Source organism: Thiomonas sp. X19 (assembly GCF_900089495.1).
Taxonomy (GTDB): domain Bacteria; phylum Pseudomonadota; class Gammaproteobacteria; order Burkholderiales; family Burkholderiaceae_C; genus Thiomonas_A.
In genome coordinates this window covers 1,587,060-1,609,716 of sequence record NZ_LT605203.1, presented here as the reverse complement: position 1 = coordinate 1,609,716, position 22,657 = coordinate 1,587,060, and the positions used below count along the sequence as shown (strand labels likewise).

Sequence of the window (22,657 nt, the reverse complement as noted above, 5' to 3'; positions counted from 1 at the left end):
CGATCTACCGTTACGGCGCCTCGTCGGGCCTGGAGATTTCCGCGGATGCCTGTGGATTCGCGGTGCGTCGTTTCAGGGCGGATACCCCCATCCATCCAGGCTTTGGGCTCGACAGGGTGATGCCCAGAAGCACGATCACACCGCCGACAAGCATGCTCGGCGTAATCGGCTCGCCCAGGAAAACGGCCCCCCAGAGCACGCCGAAAATCGGGACGAGCAAGGTGACGGACGCGGCATAAGCGGGACCAGCGCGCGCGATCAGCCTGAAGTAGAGAACATAGGCAAACCCCGTGCACACGATGCCCAGCGCGGCGGTACAGGCCCAGACCAGCGGCGTGACCGCATGGGTCGGCCACAACACCAAGGCCGCTGGCAGCAGAACGAGCGCTGCGAACGCCTGGCTACCGAAAGCAATGACCAAAGGCTGGACGCCCACGAGATGCCGTTTGCTGTAGTTCACTGCGAAGCCGTAGAACAAGGTGGCGAGCAGCGCGGCAGCCATGGCGTTGGGCACCCCCGCACCACCGGTGTCGAGCGTTTCCCACACCAGCACGAGAACACCCACAAAGCCGAGCAGCAGACCCATGACTTGCTGGCGGCCGAGAGCGACCTTGTAGCCTACGGCCATGATCAGCGCGGCCCATAGCGGCGTCATCGCATTCAGGATGGAGTCGAGGCCGGCGTGCAGGTACAGCGTGGAATAGGCGAACAGGCTGAACGGAATGGCGGAGTTGGTGACTCCGACCACGAACAGTGGCCATGCCTTGGCCCGGCATTGCTGTCGGGCCGCCGCAGAACGCAACACGGGCGCCAGGATGGCAGCCGCAATGGTGACGCGCAGCGCGATCAGCACAATCGGGCCGAGTTCAGGAACCGCCACCCGCATGAACAGAAAAGACGCGCCCCAAATGGCGGCCAGCAACAAGAGTTCGGCCAGGTTCATGGCTGTGGGCCGGCGCGGGTTTGGCGCGTTTGCGCGGGGCGCATGGCAGCCGCGCCGGCTTCCAGCGCGAGCAAGGCCTGTTTGCGGGCTACACCTCCCGCGTATCCGGTCAGTTGGCCGCTGGCACCGACAACGCGGTGGCACGGAACGATGACGCAGACCGGATTCCTGCCGATCGCCGCACCAACGGCGCGGGCATACCCCGCCGCCAAACCCAGCCGCTTGGCGATCGCACCGTAGGACGTGACGGTGCCATACGGAATGGCGGCAAGCTGCTGCCACACCGCGCGCTCGAACGCCGTTCCCTGCAACTGCAGCGGCAGGTCGAAGACCTGCCTGCGCCCGGCAAAATAAGCCTCGATCTGGGCTCGCGCCAACCGTGCCAGCAGTGGTGCATCGCTCCGCAGCGGATCGATGGGCATGGCGGGAAAGTATTTCTGCCCGACGAAAAACAAGCCGGTCAGGTGGTCATGCTCGATGCGCAGGGCGATGTCGCCCAGCGGACTGTTCAGCAGGTAGCCTTGCATGATGCGCGTGCCTCCTCGTGTAGGCGCCACAGGTGGAGCGTGGCGTATGCGCGCCACGGCTCCCACTGGCTGGCGCGTTGCCTGAGCGCGGCGGCGCTCGTGCAGCCCAGTTGTCGTTTCAGCACGGCGTCGCCTTCGGGAAAGGCGTTCGGCCAGGCCAGTGCGCGCATGGCAATGTATTGCGCCGTCCATGCGCCAATGCCGGGAATGCGCCGCAATGCGGCGAGCGTCTCGTCCAGCGGCGCCAGGGGCTCGGGCATGATGCGGCCGGCCGACACCTCCCGCGCAACCGCGATGATCGCTTGCGCGCGCATGCGGGTGATGCCGCAGGCCTGCAAGGCGGCGGGCGTCAAGCCGGCGAACACCGCTGCGCGGGGAAAGGTCGTGCGCAATGCTTCAGGGGCCGCACCGACCTGGATGCCGAAGCGCTGGGCCATGCGCGCCAAAATGCCCCGTGCGTTGACGACCGAGATTTGCTGCCCGACGATGGCGCGCACGATGATCTCGAAGCCGTCGAAGGCGCCGGGCACCCGCATGCCGGGTTGCCCGGCGGCCAGGATGCCGAGTTGCGCGTCGACAAGGTCCGGGTTGGCGCTCAAGTCGAGCAGGCGCCGCACGCGCGCGAGGATGGGGCCGACCACCGGGGCCAGGGAGGCTGACAGCGTGACGTCGACGGCGTAGCGCGCTGGCGCGTGGGTCACGCGCAGCCACCCGGCAACGTCGCGCCCGTTGTGCGTCAGTTCAAGGGTGCGCGCGTAGCTGGCGTGATCGATGGTCTCGACGCCATCGATACGGCGCTGCGCCAGAAAGTCGAGCAGAGCGGACCAGGCCAAGGGCGGGCGATAGCCAAGGGCGAAGGTCATGGTCTCGGCAGGTCTGGCGCCAGTTCGCACGCGCAGGCGGCGCGGGTTCAAGCCATAGCGCTGCAGAAACACGGCGTTGAAGCGCCGCACGCTGCCGAAGCCTGCCGTGAGCGCCGCCACCGTGATCGACAACTGCGTCTCGGTCAGCAAGCGCTTGGCCAGCAGCAGGCGCTGGGTCTGGGCAAAGTCGATCGGGGAGACGCCGAACTCCGTCAGAAAAATGCGCCGCAGATGCCGCTCGCTCACGCCGATGCGCGCCGCCAGTTGTGCAATGGTCGCGTGATTCAAAAACCCCTCCTCGATGCGCAGGGCCGCAGCCTGCGCCAGGCGGCTCGACACATCGAGCACCCCATGGCCGGGCGCCAGTTCCGGCCGGCAGCGCAGGCAGGGCCGAAAACCGGCTTTTTCCGCCGCCGCGGCGTTCCCAAAGAAATGGCAGTTCCGGCGCTTCGGGCTGCGCACGGCACAGACCGAGCGGCAGTAAATGCCGGTCGAGGAGACGCCGACAAAAAACCAGCCATCGAAGCGGCGGTCGCGCGCCAGCAGGGCTTCGTAGCAGATGTCCGGATCCGGGTTCATGCCCACACTCTAGAGCCGTCACGAGAAAATGACTGGCCGGATTCGGACATCAGTTTTTTTGCCTTGGGCAGGCGCCGAACGAGCGGCTTCATGGACCATGGGCGCAGCGCCCCAGCGGAGCGGCCATCAAAACCTCGAAGCATGTCCTGATTGGATCGATTCTGGTCCCACAACGGCGCGCAGAGATCGCCGCCGCGGTGAACAATTCAGCTTCCACCCTCCAAGGAATCTCGCGATGAACACATGTCTGCTGGTGATCGATGCGCAGGAGTCGTTCCGGCATCGTCCCTATTTCGCGGCCGAGCGCGCCGCGCCCTACCTTGCTGCGCAGAACGCGCTCATTCAAGGATGCGCGGCCGAAGGCATTCCCATCGTGCGCGTGTTGCACAGCGATGGCCCGGAGCAGGCCGACAATCCCTTCGCGCGAAGCTCCGGCTTCGTGCGGCCGCTGGAGGGGTTGGTCGCATTCGAGCCGGCGGCCGAATTTGTCAAGACGCGGCATAGCGCCCTGGTCGGTACGGGGCTCGATGTCTGGCTGACGCGGCATGGAGTGCGCAGGCTGATCGTCAGCGGCATTCGCACCGAACAATGCTGCGAAACCACCACGCGCCATGCCTCCGACCTGGGTTGGGAAGTGGACTTCGTCGCCGCCGCCACGCTCACCTTCGACATGCAGCAAGCCGATGGAACCATCTTGCCCGCCGACGCCATCGTGCAACGCACGGCAACCGTGCTGCAGGGGCGGTTCGCCACCGTATGCAGCGTCGATCAGGCACTTGCGCGCGCTGCCCGGCAAAGACCATGACCGCTCCCATCCGCGTGCTGTTCGTCATGCTGCCGAACAGCCTGGCGCTGGACTGGGCGGGGCCGGCTGAAGCCTTGCGCACGGCCAATCAAGTTCTCCTGGGGCTGAAGCAGCCGCCGAGCTTTCAGTTGGAGTTCATCGGGCCGGTTTCTGACCCCATCAGCTCGGTCGGGCTCGGGCTGCGCGACATCAAGCCCCTGCCCGATCTCAGCGTGGTGGACGGGGCGCCCCCCGCCTGGGTGGTGCTGCTCGGGCAGCCGGGGACGACCATCGACATTCGCAGCGCACACAGCCGAGCCACCTTGCACTGGCTGCGTCGATTGCGATTGCAGCCGAGCCGATTGGAGCTGGTCTGCATCTGCGCCGGCAGCGTGCTGGCGGCACATGCCGGCCTGCTCGCCGGAGCCGAGGCGACGACACACCACCACCATCTGGCCGAGTTGCAGGCCGCCGCGCCCGACTGCCATGTGCTGAGCAACCGCGTGTTCATCAGCAGCGGCGCCATCTGCAGCAGCGCCGGCGTCACCACCGGCATCGACCTGATGCTGCATCGCATTGCGGGGGTTTGCGGACCCGTGGTGGCCGCCAAAGTGGCCGAGTCCATGGTCGTGGCGCTGCGCCGCGGCCCCTCAGACCCGGAGTTGTCGCCCTTCCTGTCGCATCGCGGTCATTTGCATCCTGCGCTGCACCGTGTGCAGGACGCGATCTGCCAACAGCCGCAAGCCGCCTGGAGCGTGGCGGACATGGCCCGCGTGGCCTGCACCTCGCCACGTCACCTCAGCCGCATCTTCGCAGAGCAGGCCGGGATTGCACCGCTGCAGTACCTGCGGCGCATCCGGATCACCACGGCAGAGGCCGCGCTCAAAGCCGGGGCGAGCGTGGGGCGTGCCGCGGAATTGGCGGGATTCAGCTCGGATACGCAATTGCGGCGAGCGTGGCGTCAACTGGGCCCACAGGGCCTGAGTCCTTCGGCCTCGCGCGGCTGACGCCCAGCATTCATCACGCTGCTCAATCGGTCGGTGGTTACTTTCGGATGAAGCAAACAGCACATGCTTCGCCGTTTTGATGCGAGGTCATCGCACCAAGCCAGAGCGCAAGCTCAGCCGCGCACCTTGCGGTAGGCCGCCAGCAGCTTGGTGTGGCTGGCGCTGGCTTCGAAGTCGGCGCCCAGGGCGTTCAGGTCCCAGAAGCGTTGCTGCTGATTGAGCAGCGCCAGCGCGAGGTCGAGGGTGCCTGCGCCATAGAGCAGGCGCAGCGCGGGCTCATAGGGTGTTGCATCTTGCAGCTTGAGCAGGTCGGCGATGCAGCGGAAGACTTTCAGCCGCGCCGGGCTGCGCTGCCCGTACTGGGCGATCCAGGCACAGCCTTCGAGAATGGCATCGTCGTCGCCACTGGCCAGCGCCAGCAGCAGCTTGAGTTCGCCGATCTTGAGCCCGACCCAGGCGGAGTCGGGGTCGGGGGCGAGGCCGATGAGCACGCTGACCGGCCGCTCGTCGGCCAGTTCCAGTGCGACGATGCGGTCATAGAGATCGACGCATGCCTCGCCCGACAATTCCGGCAGGCGGGCGATGTCGCCGCGCACCAGGTTGCCGATGCTGTTGTTCTCGTATTCCAGCTCGTCCACCGGATAAATTTCCGACACGCCGGGCACCAGAATGCGGCAGGCGTAGACGCCGAGATGGGTGAAATCGGCGATGTAGATCTGGTGGCCTTCGGCATGCAGGGCAGTCACCGACCAGTGGTAGTCCGCCTCGGTCGTGGTGCTGAAATTCCAGTCGGCAAAGTCGAAGTCGGGCGTGCCGCGCAAGAACTCCCACGACAGCACGCCGCTGGAATCGACGAAGTGAATTTCCAGGTTCTGCGGATCGGCAATCTCGGCGGTGTCGAAACCGGGGGCCGGGAAGCCGGCCAGCGCATCGAGCGCGCGGCCTTGCAGCAGCTCGGTCAAAGCGCGTTCCAGCGCAATCTCGAAGCGCGGATGTGCGCCAAAACTGGCGAAGCAACCCTGGTCGCCGGGGTGCAGCAGGGTCACGTTCATCACCGGGTAGCGCCCGCCGAGCGAGGCATCTTTCACCACGATGCCGAAGCCCGCGCCGCGCAGGCCGCGGATGCCGGCGGCGATGTGCGGGTAGCGCGCGATGACGGCCTCGGGCACGTCTGGCAGGCACAGCGCTTCCTTGATGATGCGGAACTTCACATGGCGCTCGAAAATTTCCGACAGCGCCTGGGTGCGCGCCTCCATCAAGGTATTGCCCGCCGACATGCCGTTGCTCACATACAGATTGCCGATGAGGTTGACCGGAAAGTAGGCGATCGTGCCGTCGGCCAGGCGCTGGTAGGGCAGCGCGCAAATGCCGCGCGCCACGTTGCCGGAGTTGAGGTCGACGAGCTGTTCGGCGCGCACCGCGTCGTCGGGGTTGTAGAAGGCCTGCAGTTCGGGGTTGAGCAAGCCCTCGGGCCAGGCATCGCCGTGCAGCACGAACCAGCGCTCGTCCGGGGCATGCACATAGGCGCGGTGGGCGATGGCATCGCCCAGATAAAAATGCGTCCAGAAATAGTTGGTCGACAAGCGCTCGAAAAACTCCCCCAGCGCACTCGCCCGCGCCGCCAGCTCCGACGCGCCCTTGCCGTTGGAGAACAGCAGCGCGCAGTCATGGTCGCGCACATGCACCGACCACACCCCCTCGACCGGATTGAGCCAGGACCGCTCTTCGATGTGAAACCCCAGCCCCGCCAGCCTGCCGCGCAGCGTCGTGATGGAGTGTTCGAGCGAAGCGTCCTTGCCGGGGATGAAATGTTCGGTGGTGGTCATGGGCGGGGCCGGTGGGAAAGCCAGTCAGCATAGGCCAAGGCAAGGCGTGTGGCGAACACGGATCAATGGGCCGTACGCGCGCCCAAAGCCCCGTCAAACCAGCTTGCAACGCCCTGCCAGATCCATGATGCGTTCGATTTCGGCGTCGCGAATGCCGATCTTGCGCAGGGCGTGCGCGGTGCGCGCAATGTAGTCGAGGGTGGTGCCGTAGCGCCCACGGCAGTCGCGCAGGATGGCGAGAAGCTGGTCGTCGTCGAGTTCGCCGGTGTAGCTGGGGCTGGTGCGGTCCAGGGTGAAGGCCAGCGCCTGCACCGGGCCGTGTGGCGTATGGCAGCGCAGCCAGCGCGGGTCGTACACGGCGCGGGGCATTTCGCGCTTCCACAGCAGGCGCAGTTCGCGTTCGGCGCGGGCCTGCGGCACGCGCAGGGCGATGCCGCTGCAGGAACCTCCGGCCATGAGTGCGAACACCAGGCCGGGCTCCTGCTCGGTGCCGCGGTTGATGCGTGACCACATGCGCAAGGTGCGACGCCAGCCCCACACCCGCGCGGGGCGAATTTCCGCGTGCGCGATTTCTGGGTTCCAGATCAGCGAGCCGTAGCCGAACACCCACAGATCGCCCGCCGGCCGGGTGGCCAGCGTGGCCTCCAGCATGTCCTGCGGGTCGCGCCCGGGAAACTGGGGCGGGCCGTGGATGTCGGTTATGTCTGACCTCATGCCACCTTTGTCGCTCGCTTCGTGCTTCGGCTCAGCGCGGCAACTCCGTGCTGCCCATGAGGACGCGGTCGACCTCGCGGGCGGCCTGGCGGCCTTCGCGCCACGCGGACCGGCTGGGGCCGCGTTCCACCATGCGCCCGCATGGGCGATCCGCGAAGGCCGTGCGAACGCTCATCGCGGCAACTCGGTCGAGCCCATGAGGACGCGGTCGACCTCGCGGGCGGCCTGACGGCCTTCGCGGATCGCCCACACCACCAGGCTCTGCCCGCGCCGCATATCGCCCGCGGCAAACACCTTGGGCACGTTGGTGGCGTAGCCGCCATCGTCTTCGGTACTCGCCTTGGCGTTGCCGCGCGCGTCCTTGTCGATGCCGAAGGCCTCGAGCACGCTGCCCAGCGGATGGACGAAACCCATCGCCAGCAGCACCAGATCGGCCTGCATGGTGAACTCGCTGCCGGGCACTTCCTGCATGCGTCCGTCTTTCCATTCCACGCGGCAGGCGGTGATGGACTTGACCTTGTTCTTGTCTTTGCCGGTGCCGGCGACGAAGGCCTTGGTCGCCACCGACCAGTCGCGCGAGCAACCTTCTTCGTGGCTGCTGGAGGTGCGCAGCTTGATGGGCCAATAGGGCCAGACCAGCGGCTTGTTCTCTTGCTCGGGCGGCTGCGGCATGACTTCGAACTGCGTCACGCTGGCGGCGCCGTGGCGGTTGCTGGTGCCGACACAGTCGGAGCCGGTGTCGCCACCGCCGATGACCACCACATGCTTGCCCGTGGCCATGAGCTGGCCCTTGAGCTTGTCGCCCGCGTTCACCTTGTTTTGCAGCGGCAGGAATTCCATGGCGAAGTGAATGCCATCGAGTTCGCGCCCGGGCACCGGCAGGTCGCGCGGGTGCTCGGCACCACCGGCCAGCAGCACGGCGTCGAACTCCGCCTGCAGTTGCGCCGGGCTGATGCTGTCTTTGGCCCAGTTGGCCACGGTCGCGCCGGGACCGTCCTTCGGCATGTCAGCCACCAGCACGCTGGTGCGGAAACTCACGCCTTCGGCCTGCATTTGCGCGACGCGGCGATCGATGTGGTGCTTCTCCATCTTGAAGTCGGGAATGCCATAGCGCAGCAGGCCGCCGATGCGGTCGTTCTTTTCGAACACCGCGACCTCGTGCCCGGCGCGCGCCAACTGCTGCGCCGCTGCCAGTCCGGCAGGGCCGGAGCCAACCACGGCGACGCGCTTGCCGGTCTTGTGCGCGGGCGGCTGCGGCTGCACCCAGCCCATCTCCCAGCCTTTGTCGATGATGGCGTGCTCCACCGACTTGATGCCCACCGGGGCCTCGTTGATGCCCAGGGTGCAGGCGGTCTCGCACGGCGCGGGGCAGATGCGGCCGGTGAACTCGGGGAAGTTGTTGGTGGAATGCAGCACGTCGAGCGCGTTGCGCCAGTCGCCCTGCCACACCAGATCGTTGAAGTCGGGGATGATGTTGTTCACCGGGCAGCCGTTGTTGCAGAACGGAATGCCGCAGTCCATGCAGCGCCCGGCCTGGGTCTTGGCCTTGTCGTCGGGCAGTCCGCGCACGAACTCCTTCCAGTGCTTGAGGCGGGCGACAGGCGGCTCGCAGCGCTCTTCCTGGCGCTCGAACTCCATGAATCCGGTGACTTTTCCCATGATCTGTCCTTGGTCTGCGATGCCCGGAATGCGCGGGCTTATCGGTGAATGCCTGATTGGTCGTCGGTCCGCGGCCGCCCCCTCCCGGCCTCCCCCACTGCGTGGGGGAGGAGTTGATCCCCTCCCCACATGTGGGGAGGGTTGGGGTGGGGAGAAGCCTGCTCGATCACTTGGCTGGCACGCTCGCGTTGCCTGCGGGCGCCTTGGCCCTGGCCGTGGCGGCCTGCGCCTCGCGCTTCGCAGCCATTTCGCCCAGTGCACGCTTGTACTCGTGTGGGAACACCTTGACGAAGCGGCCGCGCGACTCTTCCCATTTGTCGAGCAGTTCGCGTGCGCGCAAGGATCCGGTCCAGCGGTGGTGGTCTTGCAGCATCTTGCGCAGTTGCGCTTCGTCGCTCTGGCCACGGTGCCATAGGGCTTCGGCAAGTTGCGCCTTCTGCTCGGCGGCGGGCAGCACTTTGTCCAGCGCCACCATGGACGCATTGCAGCGGCGGCCAAATTGACCGTCGATGTCGTACACGTAGGCCACGCCGCCGCTCATGCCGGCGGCGAAGTTGCGCCCGGTCTCGCCCAGCACCGCCACGGTGCCTCCGGTCATGTACTCGCAACCGTGGTCGCCGATGCCTTCCACCACGGCGGTGGCGCCGGAGTTGCGCACGGCGAAGCGTTCGCCCGCCACGCCGCGGAAGAAAGCCTCGCCTTCGATCGCGCCGTAGAGCACGGTGTTGCCGACGATGATGTTGTTCTGCGCCTCGCCACGGAACTCGATGGTCGGCCGCACGACGATGCGCCCGCCCGACAAGCCTTTGCCGGTGTAGTCGTTGGCGTCGCCAATGAGGTACATGGTGATGCCGCGCGCCAGGAAGGCGCCGAAGCTCTGGCCGCCGGTGCCTTCCATCTGGATGTGGATGGTGTCGTCGGGCAGGCCGTCGTGGCCGTAGCGCCTTGCCACCTCGCCGGAGAGCATGGCCCCGACGGTACGGTTGACGTTGCGCACGTTCTGGATGAACTGCACTTTTTCACCGCGCTCCAGCGCCGGCCGGGCACGTTCGATCAGCACATGGTCGAGAGCCTTGGCCAGACCGTGGTCCTGCTCCTCGACCTGGCGGCGGGCGACGTCGGCAGGCACGGCCGGCATGTGGAACACGCGGGAGAAATCCAGCCCGCGCGCCTTCCAGTGGCTGATGCCGGGACGGGCGTCGAGCAGGTCGGCGCGGCCCACGAGATCTTCGAACTTGCGCACGCCCAGTTGCGCCATGATGGAGCGCACTTCCTCGGCGACGAAGAAGAAGTAGTTCACCACATGCTCGGGTTTGCCGGAAAACTTCTTGCGCAGCGCCGGATCTTGCGTAGCCACGCCCACCGGACAGGTGTTGAGGTGGCATTTGCGCATCATGATGCAGCCCTCGACCACCAGCGGCGCGGTGGCGAAGCCGAATTCGTCGGCGCCCAGCAGCGCGCCGATCACCACGTCGCGCCCGGTCTTGAGCTGGCCGTCCACCTGCACCCGGATGCGCCCGCGCAGGCGGTTGAGCACCAGGGTCTGCTGGGTTTCGGCCAGGCCGATCTCCCAGGGCGTGCCGGCGTGCTTGATGCTCGAGAGCGGCGAAGCGCCGGTGCCGCCGTCGTGCCCGGCGATGACCACATGGTCGGCCTTGGCCTTGGCCACGCCGGCGGCCACCGTGCCCACCCCGGACTCGGACACCAGCTTGACGCTGATGGAGGCGCGCGCGTTGGCATTCTTCAGGTCGTGGATGAGCTGCGCCAGGTCTTCAATGGAGTAAATGTCATGGTGCGGCGGCGGCGAAATGAGGCCCACCCCCGGCACCGAGTAACGCAGCATGCCGATGTACTCGGACACCTTGCCGCCGGGCAGTTGGCCGCCCTCGCCGGGCTTGGCGCCCTGTGCCATCTTGATCTGGATCTGATCCGCCGAAGTCAGGTACTCGGCGGTGACGCCGAAGCGGCCCGACGCCACCTGCTTGATCTTGGAACGCAGCGAATCGCCAGCCTTGAGCGGGATGTCGCTCACCACGCGCTCGACGCCGAGCACGCTGCCCAGGGTGTCGCCGTCCTGGATGCCGGCTGAACCCGTGCGCATTTCCGGGCGGTAGCGCAGCGGATCTTCGCCGCCCTCGCCGGTGTTGCTCTTGCCGCCGATGCGGTTCATCGCCACCGCCAGCGTGGCATGGGCTTCGGTGGAAATGGAGCCCAGCGACATGGCGCCGGTGGCGAAGCGTTTGACGATCTCGGACGCCGGCTCCACTTCCTCGATGGCGATGGCCTTCGCCGGGTCGAGCTTGAACTCGAACAGCCCGCGCAGCGTGAGCATGCGGCGCGACTGGTCGTTGATCAACTGGGCATATTCCTTGTAGGTGTTGAAGTTGTTCGAGCGCGTGGAATGCTGCAGCTTGGCGATGGCGTCGGGCGTCCACAGATGCTCCTCGCCGCGCGTGCGCCAGGCATAGTCGCCGCCCGTGTCGAGCATCGTGGCCAGCACCGGGTTGTCGCCGAAGGCGTCGCGGTGCATGCGCAGCGCTTCCTGCGCCACCTCGAACACGCCGATGCCGTCCACCTGGCTGGTGGTGCCGGTGAAGTACTTGTCCACCAAGGCGCGCGACAGGCCGATGGCCTCGAAAATCTGCGCCCCGCAATAGCTCATGTAGGTGGAAATGCCCATCTTGGACATGACCTTCTGCAAGCCCTTGCCGATGGCCTTGATGTAGTTGTCAATGGCCTTGTCGGCGCTGAGATCGCCCGGCAGACCGCGCGCCATTTCGGCAATGGTGTCGAGCGCCAGATACGGATGCACGGCCTCGGCGCCGTAGCCCGCGAGCACGGCGAAATGATGGGTTTCGCGGGCGCTGCCGGTTTCCACCACCAAGCCGGTCTGGGTGCGCAAGCCATGGGCGATGAGGTGCTGGTGCACCGCGCTCATGGCCAGCAGCGCCGGAATGGCGACGCGTTCGGCGCTCACATTGCGGTCGGTGACGATGAGGATGTTGTGGCCGCTCTTGAGCGCATCCACCGCCTCGGCGCAGATGGAGGCGAGGCGCGCTTCGATGCCTTCCTGCCCCCAGGCCACCGGATAGCAGATGTCGATTTCGTAGCTGCGAAACTTGCCGCCGGTGTGCTGGGCGATGGAGCGCAGCCGCGCCATGTCGTCGTAGCCGAGCACGGGCTGGCTGACTTCCAGGCGCATGGGCGGGTTGACCTGGTTGATGTCCAGCAGGTTGGGGCGCGGGCCGATGAAGGACACCAGCGACATCACCATGTTCTCGCGGATCGAGTCGATGGGCGGGTTGGTCACTTGCGCGAACAACTGCTTGAAGTAGTTGTACAGCGGCTTGGCGCGGTTGGACAGCACCGCCAGCGCGGCGTCGTTGCCCATCGAGCCCACGGCTTCGTCGCCCTTCTCGGCCATGGGGGCCATGAGGAACTTGAGGTCTTCCTGGGTGTAGCCGAAAGCCTGCTGACGGTCGAGCAGCGGCAGCACCGATGCCTGCGGATGCCCGAGGTGGTCGAGGTCGTCGATGCGGATGCGCAGGTTCTCGATCCACTGGCCATACGGCCGGCCGCCGGAGAGTTGATCCTTGATTTCCTTGTCGTCGATGATGCGTCCGGCCTCCATGTCGATGAGGAACATCTTGCCCGGCTGCAGGCGCCATTTCTTGACGATGTGGCTCTCGGGGATGGGCAGCACGCCGGACTCGGACGCCATGATGACGAGGTCGTCGTCGGTGACGATGTAGCGCGCCGGGCGCAGGCCGTTGCGGTCCAGCGTGGCGCCGATCTGGCGGCCGTCGGTGAAGGCAATGGCCGCCGGGCCGTCCCACGGCTCCATCATCGCGGCGTGGTACTCGTAGAAGGCGCGGCGGCGCGGGTCCATCAGCGCGTGCTGCTCCCACGCCTCGGGAATCATCATCATCATGGCGTGCGACAGCGGATAGCCCGCCATCAGCAGCAGCTCAAGACAGTTGTCGAAGCTGGCGGTGTCGCTCTGGCCGGGGTAGATCAGGGGCCAGAGCTTTTGCAGATCATTGCCCAGCACGGGAGAGGACACCGCGCCTTCGCGGGCGCGCATCCAGTTGTAGTTGCCCTTCACCGTGTTGATCTCGCCGTTGTGCGCCACCAGGCGGTAGGGGTGCGCCAGCGGCCATTCGGGGAAGGTGTTGGTGGAAAAGCGCTGGTGCACCAGCGCCAGGGCCGAGACCACGCGCGGGTCTTTCAAGTCCTTGTAATACTCGCCCACCTGGTCGGCCAGCAGCAGGCCCTTGTAGACCACGGTGCGCGCCGACATCGACGGCACGAAATACTCCTTGCCGTGGCGCAGCGCGAGTTGCTGAATGGCGTGGCTGGCGGTTTTGCGGATGACGAACAGCTTGCGCTCCAGCGCGTCGGTCACCATCACGTCGGGGCCGCGGCCGACGAACACCTGCCGGATGACCGGCTCTTTCGCACGCACCATGGGCGACATGGGCATGTCGGCGTCCACCGGCACATCGCGCCAGCCCAGCAGCACCTGCCCTTCGGCACGCACCGCACGCTCGATTTCCTGCTCGCAGGCCAGGCGCGAAGCCTGCTCGCGCGGCAGGAAGATCATGCCCACGCCGTATTCGCCGTAAGGCGGCAGCTCCACACCCTGCGCCGCCATCTCGGCGCGGTAGAAGGCGTCGGGAATCTGGATCAGGATGCCGGCGCCGTCGCCCATCAGCTTGTCGGCGCCAACCGCGCCGCGGTGGTCGAGGTTCTTGAGGATGAGCAGGCCGTTCTGCACGATGTCGTGCGACTTCATGCCCTTGATATGCGCCACGAAACCCACGCCGCAAGCATCGTGCTCGTTGCTCGGGCTGTACAGCCCGTTGCGGGCGAGGTCGGAAATTTCAGACTGGGGCGTGGACATGGCAGGCTCCGCGGCGAGGGAGAGGAGAAGCCACGAATCTACTGCAGCGCAGCAGGGGGCGCAAGCAAAATCTTATTTTCTGTCCCTATTTATTAGGAAACTTTAGTCGGAAAATTTTATTTAGGGACATAATAAATAATCATGATCTCGGCCTTCACCCGGCGCTGCCCGGTGTCTCTCCTTGCTTGCGTGGCCGCCCGCGCAGCGCGGGCCGAAGCCGACGGCCGCTGCGCTGCGTCAGTTGCTCCAGGAAGTTCGCCTCGCCAAGTGCCGAACCGCTGCGCAAGGCCTGCTCAAGCTCCCGCACGCGCTGCGCATGCAGCCCGGCGAGCAGGAGCTGGGTGTAGGCCGCCTCGCGCTCGAACGGGGTGTTGCCCAAGGCCCAATAGGCCGACGGCAACTGCAATGCCGGTGCCTTGCTGCCGCCTGCTCCCAGACCGCAATGCGCTGACTGGCTGCTCCAGGGCCACACCTGCCCCGTTGCCACCAGCTCCGCCCGGCGCGCCGCGTCATCCACCCAAACCATCGCCGGCAAGGCCCAGGCTGCGGGCTCAAGCACAGCGCTGCGGAATCGCCCGGCCCACATCGGCCGGCGCTCCGGCACTGGCATGTCCGGCAGAGTTTGCTTGGCTTGCTCCTCCCCCAGCACCCGACTGGCCCGACGCGCCAAGGTCTGCACAAAGCCGGAGAGTCCTTTGGGCGCATGCGGCGTCAGCAGCATCCACACCCCATCGTGCAGCAGGCTGTAGGCGTGCAGCTGCGTGGGAAAGGCTTCCAGGGACCCCGCCATCCAGCCGAGGAAACGCGCGCGCTGCTCCTCCAGCGCCAAGGGGCGCATCCCGGGCGCAGCCACGAGCTGCACCAGATGCGGCAGACCGGGAACACAGAGTCGGGGTTGGCGGGCCATGCGGGGAATTGTGCGTGAAGATGACTCCGATGCCGTCGTGCGTGCCCGCGGCGCGGGTTTCCAACAGCACCTGCAAGCTGGGCGCAGCTCGTTCCACACAGCGCCAAACGATCCACGCTCAATCAGCTTTGGCCCCGCACCGCCTTGGCCGCACCGGTCAAATTGCGCAATGCCGCTTCGGTTTCGGGCCAGCCGCGGGTTTTCAGGCCGCAATCGGGGTTGACCCACAGGCGAGCGGCGGGGATGACGGCCAGCGCCTTGCGCAGCAGGCGTTCCATTTCGGCCTGGCCGGGCACGCGGGGGGAGTGGATGTCCCACACGCCGGGGCCGATTGCGTTCGGATACTGGAATTCGCCGAAAGCGTGCAGCAGTTCCATGTCGGAGCGGCTGGTCTCAATCGAGATGACGTCGGCATCGAGCGCGGCGATGGCCGGCATGATGTCGTTGAACTCCGAGTAGCACATATGGGTGTGGATCTGCGTGTCGTCGCGCACACCGCTGGCCGACAGGCGGAAGGCGCGGCCGGCCCAGTCCAGGTAGGCCTGCCAGTTGCGCTGGCGCAGCGGCAGGCCTTCGCGGAACGCGGGCTCGTCGATCTGGATCATGCCGATGCCGGCGGCTTCCAGGTCCTGCACCTCGTCGCGCACCGCCAGGGCCAGTTGCAGGGCCACTTCGCTGCGCGGCAGGTCGTCGCGCACGAAGGCCCATTGCAGCAGGGTGACGGGGCCGGTGAGCATGCCTTTCATCGGCTTGGTCGTCAGGCTCTGGGCGTAAGCGCTCCAGGCCACGGTCATGGGTTTGGGACGCAGCACGTCGCCGAAAATCACCGGCGGCTTGACGCAGCGCGAGCCGTAGCTCTGCACCCAGCCGTATTGGGTGAACAGCACGCCTTCGAACTGCTCGCCGAAGTACTCCACCATGTCGTTGCGCTCGGCCTCGCCGTGCACCAGCACGTCCAGACCCAGTTCCTCCTGCTTGCGCACCGCCAGGGAGATGGCCTCGCGCATGCGGCGCTCGTACTCGGCCTGGTCGATCTCGCCGCGCTTGCGGGCGGCGCGGGAGGCACGGATGTCGGCGGTTTGCGGGAAGCTGCCGATGGTGGTGGTGGGCAGCGCCGGCAGCTTGAAGCGTGCGTCTTGCGCCACGGCGCGCTGCGGGTAGGCGTGGGCGCGCTGGCCCGACGGCAGCGCCGCCATGCGGGCGCGCAGTTCGGCACGGGTCACGCTGGGATGGGCCAGACGCGCAGCGCGGGCGGCGCGGGCGGCTTGCAGCGCGGCGCTGATGGCGGCGCCGGGAGATTCGCCCTCGCGCAGCGCCTGCGCCAGCAGGCTGATTTCACCCAGCTTCTGGCGCGCAAAGGCCATGCCGCCTTTGAAGGGCTGCGGAATGGTCCGCCCCCAGACGCCGGCCTTGCCGGCGTCGCCCCCCGAGGGGGTCAAGGAAGTTTGGGACGGCCCGGCGCTTCCTTGCTGGTTGCGCCCCCAGACGCCGGCCTTGCCGGCGTCGCCCCCCGAGGGGGTCAAGGAAGCTTGGGACGGCCCGGCGCTTCCTTGCTGGTCTTCGATCTCCAAATCCACCGGCACGTGCAGCAGCGAGCATGATGGCGAGATCCAAATCTCGCCATCGCGCTTGAGGCTGCGCAACAGCGCCAGCGCGTCGTCCAGGTCGGCGCGCCAGATGTTGCGGCCGTCGATCACCCCGGCCGACAGCACCTTGCCCGCGCCCAGGCGCTCGGCCACCCAGGCGGCCTCGGCGCGGCCGCGCACCAGGTCCACATGCAGGCCATCCACCGGCAGGCTGCAGGCCAGGTCGAGGTTGTCTTCCAGCGGGCCGAAGTACACGGCAAGCAGCAGCTTGGGCGCTGCTTCTTCCAGTGCTGCGGCGAGTTGGGCATAACCAACGCGGAAAGCGGCCTTCCAGGCGTGCGGCAGGTCGAGCGCGAGGATGGGCTCGTCGAGCTGCACCCAGGCGGCGCCAGCGCCATGCACGTCACGCAGGATGTGGGCGTAGGCGTCGATCAGGCCCGGCAGCAGGGTCAGCGGGTCGAAGTGGGGGTCGCGGCTCTTGCCCAGTTTCAGCCAGGTCAGAGGCCCGGGCAGCACCACCTTGGCGGCGTGGCCATGCTCACGGGCCAGCGCCAGTTCATGCGCCAGATCAGCGGCATCGGCGGTGAAGCGGGTGTCGGCGCCGATTTCCGGCACGAGGTAGTGGTAATTGGTGTCGAACCACTTGGTCAGTTCCAGCGCCGGCTGGCTGGCGGTGCCGCGACCCAGGGCGAAATGCCGCGCCCAGGACGAATGCGCCGTGCCGAAGCCGAAGCGCGCCGGTGCCGCGCCCAGGCGCAGGGTCATGGCGGCGATGTGGTCGTAAGGGGCGAAGTCGCCCGCGGCCACCATGTCCAGTCCGGCGTCGCGTTGATCGGCCCATTGCTGCAGGCGCAAGGCTTGCCAGGTGGCGGCGAGTTCGGCCTCGCTGCTTTTTGTGACCTCAAGGAAACGCTGGGCGGCTCCCGAGTGTCCTTGACCTCCTCGGCGGGAGTCCGCTTGCGGACTGTCGGGGGCACTCCAGAACGCTTCGAGGGCGAATTTCCATTCCCGCTGGGGGCCGATGCGGGGATAGCCAAGGGTATGCGTGCGAATCATGATTTTCCTGGATTGATGCGAAAAATTGCATCATCACCCGACCCAAACTATGATTCAAGCGAATTGTTTTCATGCAAACCATGCGTTTTGATCATGAGTCCACTCGATCTGCGGCATCTCTCCACCCTGCAAGCCCTGGCTGAAACCGGCAGTCTCACCCGCGCTGCGCTGCGCGTGCATCTGACGCAATCGGCCCTGTCGCGGCAGATTGCGGTGCTGGAGGACCATTACGGCCAGCGCCTGTTCGAGCGCACCCAGCCCGCGGTGCGCTTCACCCCCGCCGGGCAGCGTCTGCTGGACCTTGCCGCCGAAGTGCTGCCGCGCGTGCGCGACGCCGAGCGGGCGCTGGCGCAACTGCGCGAGGGGCAGAGCGGCAGCCTGCGCATCGCGGTGGAATGCCATAGCTGTTTCGACTGGCTGATGCCGGCGATGGACGCGCTGCGCCCGCGCTGGCCGGAAGTGGAAATGGACCTGCTCTCCGGCTTTCTCGCCGACCCGCTGCAGCCGGTGCTGGACGGCCGTGCCGACCTGGCCGTGCTGCACGAAGCCCCGCCACCTTCGGCCGCGTTTGTCGTGCTGGCGCTGTTCAGCTTCGACTTCGTCGCGCTGCTGGCGCGCGACCATCCACTCGCCGCACAGCCCGCGCTGCAAGCCGCCGACTTTGCCGCCGAGACCCTCATCACCTACCCGGTGCCCGACGACAAGCTCGACGTGATGCGCCAGTTGCTCCTCCCCGCCGGCGTGCGCCCCGCCGCGCGCCGCAGCGCCGAACTCACCGCCGCCATCGTGCAACTCGTGGCCAGCAAACGCGGCATCGCGGTGCTGCCGCGCTGGGCCGCCCTGCCCTATCTGGAACGCGGCTATGTGGTCGGCCGCCCGCTGGGGGCACCCGCCTTGCGCGGCGAACTGTTCGCCGCCATGCCGGCCGAACTGGCCCATCGCGCCTATCTGCGCGAATTCGTCGAACTGGTGCGCGGCAGCGAGCAGGCGCGCGAAGCGCAGGGTTGACATTCGGTATAGGCCGGGCATCGGGTTGCGGCGGCCGCAGGGCCGCATCAAGCCCCAACGTAAAAGCGCAAAGGCGCTGCCCAGGGCTGCAAGCCTGCGTCCCACCAATTGCCCGTGCCAGCAAACCAGTGCAGTGCGAGAAGTCGATGTCTCGATCTTGCGGGTCTCGCGGCTCTCGCGGTGACTTTGTGCAGCGCATGTGACTGAATGTATTTTCATTATTGGGCACAGGGGCTGGCCTGCAGCGTTCGGGCATCTGGCGGACGACCTGAGCCCTCCACCAGGGCGTGTCGGCGATCGACAGGCCCTGGCTCGTAGCCGCCCCCATACCGCAAAGGGACACAACCATGGTCCACGCTCGCTCGCCAGCCAAATTCGTTCACATCGTCTATCGCACCCGCCGCTTCGAGCAGATGCTGGCGTGGTACCACGCGGTGTTCGACGCCCGCATCCAGCACCCGGCGATGGCCTTCCTCACCGACGACGAACACCACCGCTTCGCCTTCATCAACCTGGACGTGCTGATGCCGGCTGCGGACGGCGCACCACCAACCAGCAAGCGAGGCCAACGCCTTCCTATACAACCCGAGCTTCGCAGACAACCCCATCGGCGTGGAATTCGATCCCGAAGACTGGCTGGCCGTGGTGCGCGCTGGCGCGAGGCTGGCGGACTTCCCGCCGCGCGCACCAGCCGGTGTCGCCCATTCGGGGTCGGCGACCCATCCAAGCATGACCGCTTGACGTGCGCCCGGGAACGTTTGGCATCTTGTCCGCAGTCCATCGGGGAGCAGCGGCGCAAATTGTCGCCCCCGAAAAGGAGGACTGTATGAAATGGCCAACCATCCATGAATTAGGGCCTGTTCACGCTATTTCTCCACCTGCGACGAGGGACTGGGCAGATGCAGTGCAAGGCGCAAGCCGCGCCGCAATGCGCTGCCCAGTCCCCCGTCCTGCAGGGTTGCCCCCAGACGAGGCGTCTGCGGCGTTGTCGGTCTTGGCAAGGGTTCACCCTTGCCGGCGCCCTCCGCCTTGCAGCCATCCCCGTCTGGGGGCAACGCAGATGGAGAAATGGCGTGAACAGGCCCTAGCCAGTTGGGCACCACAATGCCTGAAGGCTACCGGTGCAAGCGACCAGAGCCCTCTTCGAGCTGTTGTTCCCGCAGGATGGCAGCGACGCGCCCGGTTGAGCCTCGTGCGGCACATTGAGCGTCCGCCCCGAGTTCTCTGCCTCCTTCGGCCCTGACAGCGGCGCCCATAGCCGCAGCGCCGTGGGCATGACCGAGTTGCCATTTGGCATTTCGGTCTAAATTGAAGATGCAGTCGAACTCGCCGCTTCAATCACACGACCACAAGGAGCACCACCATGGCCGCTTACATCTACGCCGACATCGACATCACCGATCCCGCCGCCTACGAAACCTACCGTCAGCAAGTGCCGGCGCTGATTGCAGCCCATGGCGGGCGCTATCTGGTGCGCGGCGGCGCCGTCGAAGTGCTGGAGGGCGACCACGTGCCGCGGCGCCAGGTCATCCTCGAATTTCCGGACATGGCGCATCTGCAGGCGTTCTACACCTCGCCGCAGTACAAGACGCTGATCGCGATCCGCCAGGGCGCCTCGCTTGGCAGCCTGCTGGCCATTGAAGGCGTGTGAACATCTCGCACACCTTCAATGCGTGGTGAACAAGCCCAAGCCGGCGAACTCGGCACCGCATCAGGGTCGATCGTCCGAACCGGCTCTCGATCAATTCCACCGCCATGCCGGCCGTGCGATTGCAGACGTCGAAAGCCGGGTTGAGTTCCACAACGTCGAGTGAGGAAAGCCTGCCCGTGTCCACGATCATTTCCATGCAAAGTTGAGCCTCGCGATAGGCCGGTCCGCCACGCATGGTGGCACCCACACCCGGCGATATCCGGATCGAGAAAATCAACGTCAAAGCTCCTATGCAGATGTGCGTCGTCGTCCAGTCCAGACAACGCCAAGGACAAGGGCCTGTGCCCACAGAGGCAGGCCACGGGCATGCCGTGCAGATTGCCTCTCGGGGTGATGCGCAGTCTGCGGGGCCACCGCAGCGTGACGGCGCTGCACTCGGCCAACGGGCGCTGGGACATCGTGGCCAAATTGCAGGCCGATTCGCTGGAAGCGTTCGACCGGGTGCTCAGTGCCATCCGCTTGATTGAAGGCAGCGCCAGCACGGAGACCAGCCTGCTGTTGTCCACGCACAAGGTCTAGCCATCGGGCAAGCTAGGGTCGGGAGGCGACCTTGTGCAATTCAGCCGCATGCGATACGTCGTGGCCGAGCGTCGACAGGTCAAGAGGCCGAAGCGCCCTTGCGATATTCATCGGGCGTGGCCCCCATCAGGCGGCGGAACATGCTGATGAACGCCGAAGATGTGCTGTACCCAAGGTCGTGCGCGATGTTCTCGACGGTCTCACCAGACTGCAGCCGCGGCATGGAGCTGACAACCCGCAAGCGCTTGCGCCATTGCGCGAGCGACATGCCCAACTCCCGCTGGCAACGGCGCATCAGGGTGCGCTCGGTGGTGTGCACCAAGCTGGCCAATTCCGCCACTGAGCGCGTGTCGCCAGGGTTGGCCTCCAGTCCCAGCAACAACGGGTTCAGCAGCGGGTCCTCCGACATGGGCAAATAGCTGCCCGCACAAGCTGCTGTGGTCAACTGATCCACCAAAACTTGCAGCAGCCGATTCACTGCATCCGGTCTCGGCAATACCGGAGCATGCTGCCGCAGATGATCCAGCAACGCCCGCATCAGGGGGCTGACCACCAGCGCACAGCAGGTCTTGGGGAGTGCCCCACACAATTCCTCGGCGATATAGAGCGAGCCGTGGCAAGCCGCCTGCCGGTTCAGCCCCCGATGCTCGAGATTCGGCGCAAGCCAGACGCCGTATTGCGGCGGCGCCAGGAGATGCCTGTCTCCCAGCTTGATTTCCATCACCCCGCTGAAAGCGTAGACAAACTCGCCCCAGGCATGGCTGTGCTGTGGATAGGTGGCATGCGCAGGCATGTTGGCGGTGCGAAAGGCAATCGGACCCGGCAACTCTTTGCTGAAGGGGGGAATGTGGAGGTGTTGCGCGGTTTCGTGCATGGTTCTCGGCTCGCCGATTGGCGCGATGCGGTGTCGTTATTTCACTATATGCCGCTGATGCGTCAAACGGACAATAGGGTTGGCGGGCTCAAATCTGAAGTGCAACACCTTGCCATCCGGTAAGGTGCCGTGAATGACAAGAACGACGTACCGACAGCTTCAACCCGCCGAACGCATGCGCATTGAGATCTGGAAAGCCGAGAAGGTCAGTCTGCGGGCCATGGCCCGCAGACTGGGCCGTGCGCCCTCGACCTTGACGCGGGAGCTTGCCCGCAATGCCCAAGACAGCGCGGGGAGCTACGACGCCATGGTGGGGCAGACCCTGCGCGCCAGGCGCCGCGCCGCCAGCCGTCCAGCGGCGAAGCTGGCCCCCAGCAGCGTGCTCTGGGGTGCGGTGCGCGAGATGCTGGCGTGGAAGTGGTCGCCCCAGGAGATCGCCGCTACGCTCAAGCGCACCTATCCTGACGATTCCAGCCGCCACGTGTCCCACGAGACGATTTACAACGCCATCTACGCCCACCCCAAGGGCGAGCTGCGGCGCGAACTCATCGCCTGCCTGCGCCAGGGCCATGGGAAGCGCCTGCCGCGTTCGCGCGGCACCGACCGCCGCGGCCAGATCCCCGAGATGGTCAGCATTCATGTGCGCCCGCCCGAGATCGAGGATCGTCTGATGCCCGGCCACTGGGAGGGCGACCTCATCAAGGGGGCGGGCAACAAGTCGGCTGTGGCCGTGCTGGTCGAACGCATGAGCCGCGCCGTCTTGCTGGCCAAGATGCCCGACTCCACGGCGGCATCGGCGCTGCAAGCCTTCACCACCAAGCTGCAATCCCTGGTGGCGCCGCTGCGCCAGAGCATGACCTACGACCAGGGCAGGGAGATGAGTCGGCATGCCGATTTGACGGCCGCCACCGGCGTGCGGGTGTACTTCTGCGACCCGCACAGCCCCTGGCAGCGCGGCACCTGCGAGAACACCAACGGCCTGCTGCGCCAGTACATGCCCAAGGGCACGGATCTGTCGGTCTACTCGCAGCAAAAACTCGACGCGATCGCCGACAGCCTCAACACCCGGCCGCGCCAAACCCTGGGCTGGAGGTCGCCACTGCAGGTGCTCGCGGAAATCCTCGTCAACCCCCAAGAACCCTCTCCCGTCCATTAACCCCAAGGGCGTTGCGCTTCGCACTTGAAACCGCC

General features: G+C 66.4%; 16 protein-coding genes and 2 pseudogenes. 6 read left to right on the top strand and 12 right to left on the bottom strand.

All coding sequences use genetic code 11. From position 1 onward, the window contains the following. Positions 1-10: 10 nt before the first annotated feature. The 3 genes from THIX_RS07525 to THIX_RS07515 are packed head-to-tail and all read right to left on the bottom strand — an operon-like array spanning position 11 to position 2,912. Positions 11-943, bottom strand: a complete 933-nt coding sequence (locus THIX_RS07525) for a DMT family transporter (RefSeq protein ID WP_112485735.1) — start codon at positions 941-943, stop codon at positions 11-13. Next, positions 940-1,470, bottom strand: a complete 531-nt coding sequence (locus THIX_RS07520; RefSeq protein WP_112485734.1) for a methylated-DNA--[protein]-cysteine S-methyltransferase — start codon at positions 1,468-1,470, stop codon at positions 940-942. The genes THIX_RS07525 and THIX_RS07520 overlap by 4 nt, the downstream gene beginning before the upstream one ends. After that, the gene (locus tag THIX_RS07515) at positions 1,452-2,912 is read right to left on the bottom strand and encodes an AlkA N-terminal domain-containing protein (RefSeq protein WP_112485733.1); all 1,461 of its coding nucleotides are present in this window, start codon (positions 2,910-2,912) and stop codon (positions 1,452-1,454) included. Before THIX_RS07515 ends, THIX_RS07520 begins: the two co-directional genes overlap by 19 nt. A 235-nt stretch (positions 2,913-3,147) precedes the next feature. On the opposite strand from THIX_RS07515, the gene THIX_RS07510 reads away from it, so the two are divergent. Together THIX_RS07510 and THIX_RS07505 are read left to right on the top strand one after the other, a co-directional pair. Beyond that, positions 3,148-3,717 (top strand): isochorismatase family protein, encoded by a 570-nt coding sequence (locus THIX_RS07510; protein ID WP_112485732.1) that lies wholly within the window; start codon positions 3,148-3,150, stop codon positions 3,715-3,717. Next, complete coding sequence (locus tag THIX_RS07505; RefSeq protein ID WP_112485731.1) at positions 3,714-4,703, top strand: GlxA family transcriptional regulator; 990 nt, start codon at positions 3,714-3,716, stop codon at positions 4,701-4,703. Before THIX_RS07510 ends, THIX_RS07505 begins: the two co-directional genes overlap by 4 nt. A 113-nt stretch (positions 4,704-4,816) precedes the next feature. Here THIX_RS07505 and ycaO read toward each other — a convergent pair whose 3' ends face one another. The 7 genes from ycaO to metE all read right to left on the bottom strand — a co-directional run bounded on the left by ycaO (position 4,817) and on the right by metE (position 17,354). Further along, a complete protein-coding gene (gene ycaO / locus THIX_RS07500) occupies positions 4,817-6,529 on the bottom strand; it encodes a 30S ribosomal protein S12 methylthiotransferase accessory factor YcaO (RefSeq protein WP_112485730.1) in 1,713 nt (570 codons plus the stop codon). Between the two features lie 93 nt (positions 6,530-6,622). Continuing rightward, positions 6,623-7,243, bottom strand: coding sequence for a gamma-glutamylcyclotransferase (locus THIX_RS07495; protein WP_112485729.1), 621 nt, complete (start codon positions 7,241-7,243; stop codon positions 6,623-6,625). 31 nt (positions 7,244-7,274) lie between these two features. Next, complete coding sequence (locus tag THIX_RS23335) at positions 7,275-7,418, bottom strand: hypothetical protein (RefSeq protein WP_158540824.1); 144 nt, start codon at positions 7,416-7,418, stop codon at positions 7,275-7,277. Next, a complete protein-coding gene (locus THIX_RS07490) occupies positions 7,415-8,902 on the bottom strand; it encodes a glutamate synthase subunit beta (protein ID WP_112485728.1) in 1,488 nt (495 codons plus the stop codon). Before THIX_RS07490 ends, THIX_RS23335 begins: the two co-directional genes overlap by 4 nt. A gap of 166 nt (positions 8,903-9,068) precedes the next feature. After that, on the bottom strand, positions 9,069-13,805 hold the full coding sequence (locus THIX_RS07485) for a glutamate synthase-related protein (protein WP_112485727.1): 4,737 nt from the start codon (positions 13,803-13,805) through the stop codon (positions 9,069-9,071). A gap of 154 nt (positions 13,806-13,959) precedes the next feature. Next, the gene (locus tag THIX_RS07480) at positions 13,960-14,712 is read right to left on the bottom strand and encodes a hypothetical protein (protein WP_112485726.1); all 753 of its coding nucleotides are present in this window, start codon (positions 14,710-14,712) and stop codon (positions 13,960-13,962) included. A gap of 122 nt (positions 14,713-14,834) precedes the next feature. Then, positions 14,835-17,354 carry a 5-methyltetrahydropteroyltriglutamate--homocysteine S-methyltransferase gene (gene metE, locus THIX_RS07475; RefSeq protein WP_112485725.1) on the bottom strand — a complete coding sequence of 840 codons (2,520 nt, stop codon included), beginning with the start codon at positions 17,352-17,354 and terminating at the stop codon, positions 14,835-14,837. Positions 17,355-17,441: 87 nt separating this feature from the next. Between metE and THIX_RS07470 the strand changes: the two genes are divergently transcribed. Together THIX_RS07470 and THIX_RS07455 are read left to right on the top strand one after the other, a co-directional pair. After that, complete coding sequence (locus THIX_RS07470; RefSeq protein ID WP_199195248.1) at positions 17,442-18,362, top strand: LysR family transcriptional regulator; 921 nt, start codon at positions 17,442-17,444, stop codon at positions 18,360-18,362. A 1,363-nt stretch (positions 18,363-19,725) separates the two neighbouring features. Next, entirely contained in the window at positions 19,726-20,013 is a 288-nt protein-coding gene (locus THIX_RS07455) for a DUF1330 domain-containing protein (protein WP_112485723.1), read from the top strand. Between the two features lie 55 nt (positions 20,014-20,068). Here the strand turns inward: THIX_RS07455 and THIX_RS07450 are convergent. Next, positions 20,069-20,411: pseudogene (locus tag THIX_RS07450) on the bottom strand (arginase family protein); the annotation flags it as partial. Between THIX_RS07450 and THIX_RS24040 the strand changes: the two are divergent. Next, positions 20,404-20,592, top strand: a pseudogene (locus THIX_RS24040) (Lrp/AsnC ligand binding domain-containing protein); the annotation flags it as partial. The pseudogenes THIX_RS07450 and THIX_RS24040 overlap by 8 nt on opposite strands. Positions 20,593-20,671: 79 nt before the next feature. Here THIX_RS24040 and THIX_RS07445 read toward each other — a convergent pair. Beyond that, entirely contained in the window at positions 20,672-21,466 is a 795-nt protein-coding gene (locus THIX_RS07445; RefSeq protein WP_112485722.1) for a helix-turn-helix domain-containing protein, read from the bottom strand. 133 nt (positions 21,467-21,599) lie between these two features. On the opposite strand from THIX_RS07445, the gene THIX_RS07440 reads away from it, so the two are divergent. Then, a complete protein-coding gene (locus THIX_RS07440; protein ID WP_112485721.1) occupies positions 21,600-22,622 on the top strand; it encodes an IS30 family transposase in 1,023 nt (340 codons plus the stop codon). Positions 22,623-22,657 lie beyond the last annotated feature (35 nt).